This is a genomic window from Noviherbaspirillum sp. ST9 (assembly GCF_048799745.1).
In the GTDB taxonomy this organism is placed as follows: Bacteria; Pseudomonadota; Gammaproteobacteria; order Burkholderiales; family Burkholderiaceae_D; genus Noviherbaspirillum.
The window spans coordinates 1-5000 of record NZ_JBLWFR010000019.1 but is presented as its reverse complement, the minus strand read 5'-3'; the positions used below and the strand labels follow the sequence as shown (position 1 = coordinate 5000).

The 5000-nt window shown below is 59.4% G+C and carries 9 protein-coding genes and 1 pseudogene; 4 read left to right on the top strand and 6 right to left on the bottom strand.

Annotated features, from left to right (window positions below; all coding sequences use genetic code 11):
• Positions 1-796: 796 nt before the first annotated feature.
• The 5 genes from ACNOHI_RS24435 to ACNOHI_RS24415 all read right to left on the bottom strand — a co-directional run bounded on the left by ACNOHI_RS24435 (position 797) and on the right by ACNOHI_RS24415 (position 2691).
• The gene (locus tag ACNOHI_RS24435) at positions 797-934 is read right to left on the bottom strand and encodes an entericidin A/B family lipoprotein (RefSeq protein ID WP_420477331.1); all 138 of its coding nucleotides are present in this window, start codon (positions 932-934) and stop codon (positions 797-799) included.
• Positions 935-1016: 82 nt separating this feature from the next.
• On the bottom strand, positions 1017-1439 hold the full coding sequence (locus tag ACNOHI_RS24430; protein ID WP_420477330.1) for a hypothetical protein: 423 nt from the start codon (positions 1437-1439) through the stop codon (positions 1017-1019).
• On the bottom strand, positions 1436-1804 hold the full coding sequence (locus ACNOHI_RS24425) for a phage holin family protein (protein WP_420477329.1): 369 nt from the start codon (positions 1802-1804) through the stop codon (positions 1436-1438). Before ACNOHI_RS24425 ends, ACNOHI_RS24430 begins: the two co-directional genes overlap by 4 nt.
• Positions 1805-1852: 48 nt before the next feature.
• Positions 1853-2269, bottom strand: a complete 417-nt coding sequence (locus tag ACNOHI_RS24420) for a DUF883 family protein (protein ID WP_420477328.1) — start codon at positions 2267-2269, stop codon at positions 1853-1855.
• A 158-nt stretch (positions 2270-2427) separates the two neighbouring features.
• Positions 2428-2691: a hypothetical protein gene (locus ACNOHI_RS24415; RefSeq protein ID WP_420477327.1), complete on the bottom strand. Its 264-nt coding sequence runs from the start codon at positions 2689-2691 to the stop codon at positions 2428-2430.
• Between ACNOHI_RS24415 and ACNOHI_RS24410 the strand changes: the two genes are divergently transcribed.
• From ACNOHI_RS24410 to ACNOHI_RS24395, 4 genes are all read left to right on the top strand, one after another.
• Entirely contained in the window at positions 2690-3883 is a 1194-nt protein-coding gene (locus ACNOHI_RS24410) for a PilT/PilU family type 4a pilus ATPase (RefSeq protein ID WP_420477326.1), read from the top strand. The two genes, ACNOHI_RS24415 and ACNOHI_RS24410, sit on opposite strands and share 2 nt — an antisense overlap.
• Before the next feature lie 141 nt (positions 3884-4024).
• Positions 4025-4198 (top strand): hypothetical protein, encoded by a 174-nt coding sequence (locus ACNOHI_RS24405; RefSeq protein ID WP_420477325.1) that lies wholly within the window; start codon positions 4025-4027, stop codon positions 4196-4198.
• A gap of 17 nt (positions 4199-4215) precedes the next feature.
• Positions 4216-4407, top strand: coding sequence for a hypothetical protein (locus ACNOHI_RS24400; protein WP_420477324.1), 192 nt, complete (start codon positions 4216-4218; stop codon positions 4405-4407).
• Between the two features lie 57 nt (positions 4408-4464).
• Positions 4465-4860, top strand: a complete 396-nt coding sequence (locus ACNOHI_RS24395) for a VOC family protein (RefSeq protein WP_420477323.1) — start codon at positions 4465-4467, stop codon at positions 4858-4860.
• 6 nt (positions 4861-4866) lie between these two features.
• Here the strand turns inward: ACNOHI_RS24395 and eno are convergent.
• Positions 4867-5000: pseudogene (gene eno / locus ACNOHI_RS24390) on the bottom strand (phosphopyruvate hydratase); the annotation flags it as partial.

Below are 5000 nucleotides of genomic sequence, written 5' to 3'. Positions count from 1 at the left end.
CTTCTCGTCCATCGGTTTGACATCCTTCCAAGGCATGGCTCTCTCCAGCAATGAAGATAGCCATAGGGTAAAAAACTGTTACCCATGTGCTTGAATTAATGTGTTACCGATCAGAGTAAACCGTACCACCCTGGTCCGCAGCCCCTTCGGGGTACCCGAAAAATCCGACGCCGAAGCGGGAAGCGAAATAACTCGCCCTCGCTGCGCTCGGAGCTCAGACAGATTTCGCTTCTTTATCCGCTTCGGCGTCGGATTTTTCGGCTGCGTACAAGGGGGAAGAGCGAAACCCCATCCCCACCCTGACCCTCCCCTTGAAGGGGAGGGAACTGTTCAAGGTCGGATTGGCGCAGGTGAAAAAGTGAGGCTGTTACCCATGTACCTAAACAAAAGTGTTACCTATGTGAGTGAACAACAGACGGTGATGAGCCCGCAGCAAATTCCCTCCCCTTCAAGGGGAGGGTTAGGGTGGGGATGGGTTGGCAGTTCACCCTTGTACGCAGCCGAAAAAATCCGGCACAAGGCGGAAAGAGAAGGGCAAATGTCTGAGCCGAAGGCGAGTTTTTGCGCTTCCCGCCTTGTGCCGGATTTTTTCGGGAACCCCGAAGGGGCTGCGGACCAGGGTCGCCTTTCTTTGCTTACTTTCTTTGGCGAAGCAAAGAAAGTGAGTGGCCCGCCGGGGCCAGTCCCGGCAAGTCCCCACGGAGAGCCTAAAGCATCGGGTCACCAAAGAGACGTACAAATGCCCCCTCGTGCGCCGCAACACACCCAAGGGGGAGCAACAAGGTACAAAAGCAGGTTACTTGTTGCGATCAGCCGCGCCCTGAACCTTCTCTCCGCCGCGCTCCACGTCCTTCCCGAAACCCTTCATCGTATTGCAAGCGGACAGGCTGAAGGCAAACATCATAATGCTCAGTATGGAAACGATTTTTTTCATGATTTTTCCTTTCAGGTTGACAAATAAAACCAGGTGTTCCCGAAACTGCCGCACCGGCACGACGCCGGCGCGCTCCGGAAGGCTACTCGTTGGTACGTCCCTGGACGTACGCTCCTGCCATGGTTAAGACCTTGCCAAGCAGATCGACGTTCGTCTGATTGTTTGCGGTCAAAGTCCCGACCGCGGTAGCGCCCGTCGCAATCGTCTTGATGATCCTGCGGGGACCGATCGCGACCAGTGCCGCCACACCTGCCGCGCACAGGACCGGGTGGTCCATGAGCACGCGCATCAGGGTGCTTCTGGGGAAGCGCGTTGGAACAGGACGGTGCGTCGGATAAACGTGCTGCACGTGCGCAGTCGATGGCAATGCGCGGGCCGCGACCGGATCGGCAGGAATCTGGTCGAGATCGGGACCGCCATTGAGTGCGCGCCGATAGCTTTCTCTACGCATTTGCATTCGCTCCAGGATGGCCTTCCGTTCTTCTTCGAGTGATGGACCGCTCATAGGGCTTCCTTGATGACGTCGATATCGCGCTGAAATTCCGTGCGCAGTGTCGTGGTGAGCGACGGCGAACGGAAATGCTTCAGGCACATGTTCAGGCTGACGCCCGCAATCGCGCCATACAGGAAGACCACGAACCATGCAGCCAGCGTCCGGTATTCCGACGTCCAGAAGCTGACGATGATCGCGATGCCGAGGAATATCGTGGCCAGCAAGGCAAACAGGCCGGCCACGGCGAATCCCGCGAGTCGAAGTGCGATGTTGTGCTCGCGGATCTTCAACTCGACGCGCAGCAGGTCCATGTAATCACCGACCCGCTCCAGCGTGATCAGATAGAGCTGCCTGGACTTGTGTAGGGCTGAAAACATGAGGTCTTCCTTATGCGTAATTCCGGGGCATCGCGACGGTCAGCCGGCCTAGCGGCGCTTGAACAGCAGGCCGAGCAGCAGGCCGGTGCCGACGGCAACGGCGACGGATTGCATCGGCTTGTCCTTCACGTAGCCGGTGGTGGTCTCCATGCCGCGGTTGAACTGGCGCGATGCTTCGCTGGCGATGCCTTTGGCGGCGTAGCGCACCGAGCTGAACTTCGCCATCAGTTGGGCATGCGCCTGGGTCAGCTCATCGTCGGACATGCTGGCTGAACGGTTGACCAGCGCATCGAGATCATTCTTCAGGCCGGACAGTTCGCTGCGCAGCGTGGCCGCCGAACGCTGTGCGGTGCCCTTCATCTCATTGAACGTGCCCCTGGTTGCCTGTGCGGCGGCGGATGCCGTATCGCTGCCGTTGCCCGACTTGATGGTGCCGGTGCCGAGGGGGGTATTGGTTGTATCCATGAATCGCTCCTTGACTGGGTTAGACGGAATTCGCGCGTGGTGCATCGCGAATGGAACAGTTAAAGAAGGACACGCCGCTGCCTGTGTCGGCAGGGTGCGCAGTTGCGTTCATGAAAAAACGCGGCGCGTTGCATCGAACCTCCTTTTCTATGGCTGCTTCAGCGTTCAGCAAGCGCTATGCCAAGCGATGTCGGACTGATAACAGGCAAGGCGGCGCCTGCATGGGAAGAAGACGGAAGGGGTAAAGGGGTGAATTCGCGGAACGATGTGCAGCAGGGGAAGAAAGTGCGCAATATTTTGTACACGCCGGATGTAATTCTTGCAACCTCGTGGTTTTCCGTGACAAACATCTTGCCGTCTCTGGCCACGCGGAAACATAATGGCTGCACGTCCACACCGGCCAGTACAAGAAAGGCAGCCATGTCCTCTACCTTCGGTCTCGAAGAAGCCCGTGCATACATGCATCAACTGCTCAAGGTCATGCATCAGCAGGGCGGTTCGGATCTCTTCATCTCCGCCGACTTCCCGCCCAGCATGAAGCACCAGGGTTCGATGAAGCCGCTCAGCCAGCAGAAGCTCACGGGCGAGGTCACGAGGAAGCTTGCGAACTCGCTGATGAACGAGAAGCAGCTCAAGGAATTCGAGAGCGACCTCGAGTGCAATTTCGCCATCTCGATTCCGCAGGTCTGCCGCTTCCGCGTGAACGTCTTCGTGCAGCAGCAACAGGTGGGCATGGTGATCCGTACCATTGCAGCCGAGATCCCCAGCTTCGAAAAGCTGCAGTTGCCCGAGATCCTGAAGGACGTGATCATGACCAAGCGCGGCCTCGTGCTGGTCGTCGGCGGCACCGGTTCCGGCAAGTCGACCACGCTCGCGGCGATGATCGACCACCGCAATGCCAGCTCCTCCGGCCACATCATCACCGTCGAGGATCCGGTCGAGTATGTCCACAAGAACAAGTCCTGCCTGATCACGCACCGCGAGGTCGGCGTCGATACGCATACCTGGCACCACGCACTGAAGAACACCCTGCGCCAGGCGCCCGACGTCATCCTGATCGGCGAAATCCGCGACACGGAAACGATGGAGCATGCGATCGCCTTTGCCGAGACCGGCCACCTCTGCCTTGGCACGCTGCACGCCAACAATGCCAACCAGACCATCGACCGCATCATCAACTTCTTCCCGGAAGAGCGGCGCAACCAGCTGCTGGGCGACCTGTCCTCCAACCTGCGCGCCATCATCTCGCAGCGCCTGGTCAGGACCGAGGACGGCAAGGGCCGCAAGGCGGCGATCGAAATCCTGCTCAACACGCCGACCATCGCCGAGCAGATCCTGAAGGGCCAGTTCCACGCCATCAAGGAAACCATGGCCAAGTCGAAGGAACTCGGCATGCGCACCTTCGACCAGGCGCTGTTCGACCTGTACAACGAGGGTTTCATCAGCTACGACGAGGCGATCCGCAATGCTGACTCGGCCAACGAGCTGCGGCTGCAGATCAAGCTGCGCGGCAGTCGCGGCAAGGACGGCGGGGGTGGCGATTCGGGGTTCAACCTTGCGATCACCGAGGAAGCGGAAGAGGAAGAAGAGGGCGACGACAAGGCGAAGAAGTAGGCGGATGCTTCGAGCAGCAGTCATCCGGCCGCATCCACTCGCCTTCAATCGCAGATTTCCCCACCATCCCCCAAGTCAGATCCACGTAAGCAAGCCCGTCTAACCTATCCTCATCCAACGACGGAACACGCGGGGTGAGCCATGAATCATCGGTCCGGCACGCACGGCAAGGCAGCCGGCAAGTCTGCAAGGAAAGGCAGGGTGCATCCGCTGCCGGCGCCGCATTCCATCGCTCGTCCCATCGAATGCAGTTCGTTTTCCTCCATGCTGAAGCATCTGGCACGCAAATCGCTACGCAGGTTATTTTCACCCTGATGTCATCGCACTCCAACATGGAAACCTACCAAGCCCCGACCAAGGAACAGGTACGCGAGTATCTGCAACGCCGCTTCGCAAGCAATGGGCCGCTTCCGTCCCTCAGCGAGATTCGGAGCGAACTGGGATGGAATGAACCGCACGCTGCGGACGGCAAGCCGGCCAGTTGCTGCAGGGGCACTTCCGATGGGAAAGACCGCACGGTCTAGCGGCTTTCGTTATCCCGGCATTACACTGGACGCTCCGTCAACTCTGGAGCTCCGCGCATGTTCTCTCACATCTTCGTCGGCGTCAGCGACTTTGACAGGGCACTCAGTTTCTACGATCCTCTCATGGCCGTCCTTGGTGTCCGACCACGTTTCTGCGACCGCAGCCGCCCGTGGGCCGGCTGGCAATCGAATCCCGGTCCGCGTCCGCTCTTTCTCATCGGCAGACCCTTTGACCAGCAGCCGCACGCGGCGGGAAACGGGCAGATGACGGCATTCCTGGCCGAGAGCAGGGCGATCGTCAACGAAGCCTTTGCCGCCGCGCTTGCAAACGGCGGCACCTCGGAAGGGGAGCCCGGCCTGCGGCCGGAATACCACGAGCACTACTACGGCGCCTATTTTCGTGACCCGGATGGCAACAAGCTCTGTGTGGCATGCCATTCCCCCCAGTCCTGAGGAAGATTACCGAAGGTTGTAAAACGCGCTGCGGCCCGGGTAGCTGGCGATGTCGCCGAGGTCTTCCTCGATGCGCAGCAGCTGGTTGTACTTCGCCATGCGGTCGGAACGGGACATGGAGCCGGTCTTGATCTGCAGCG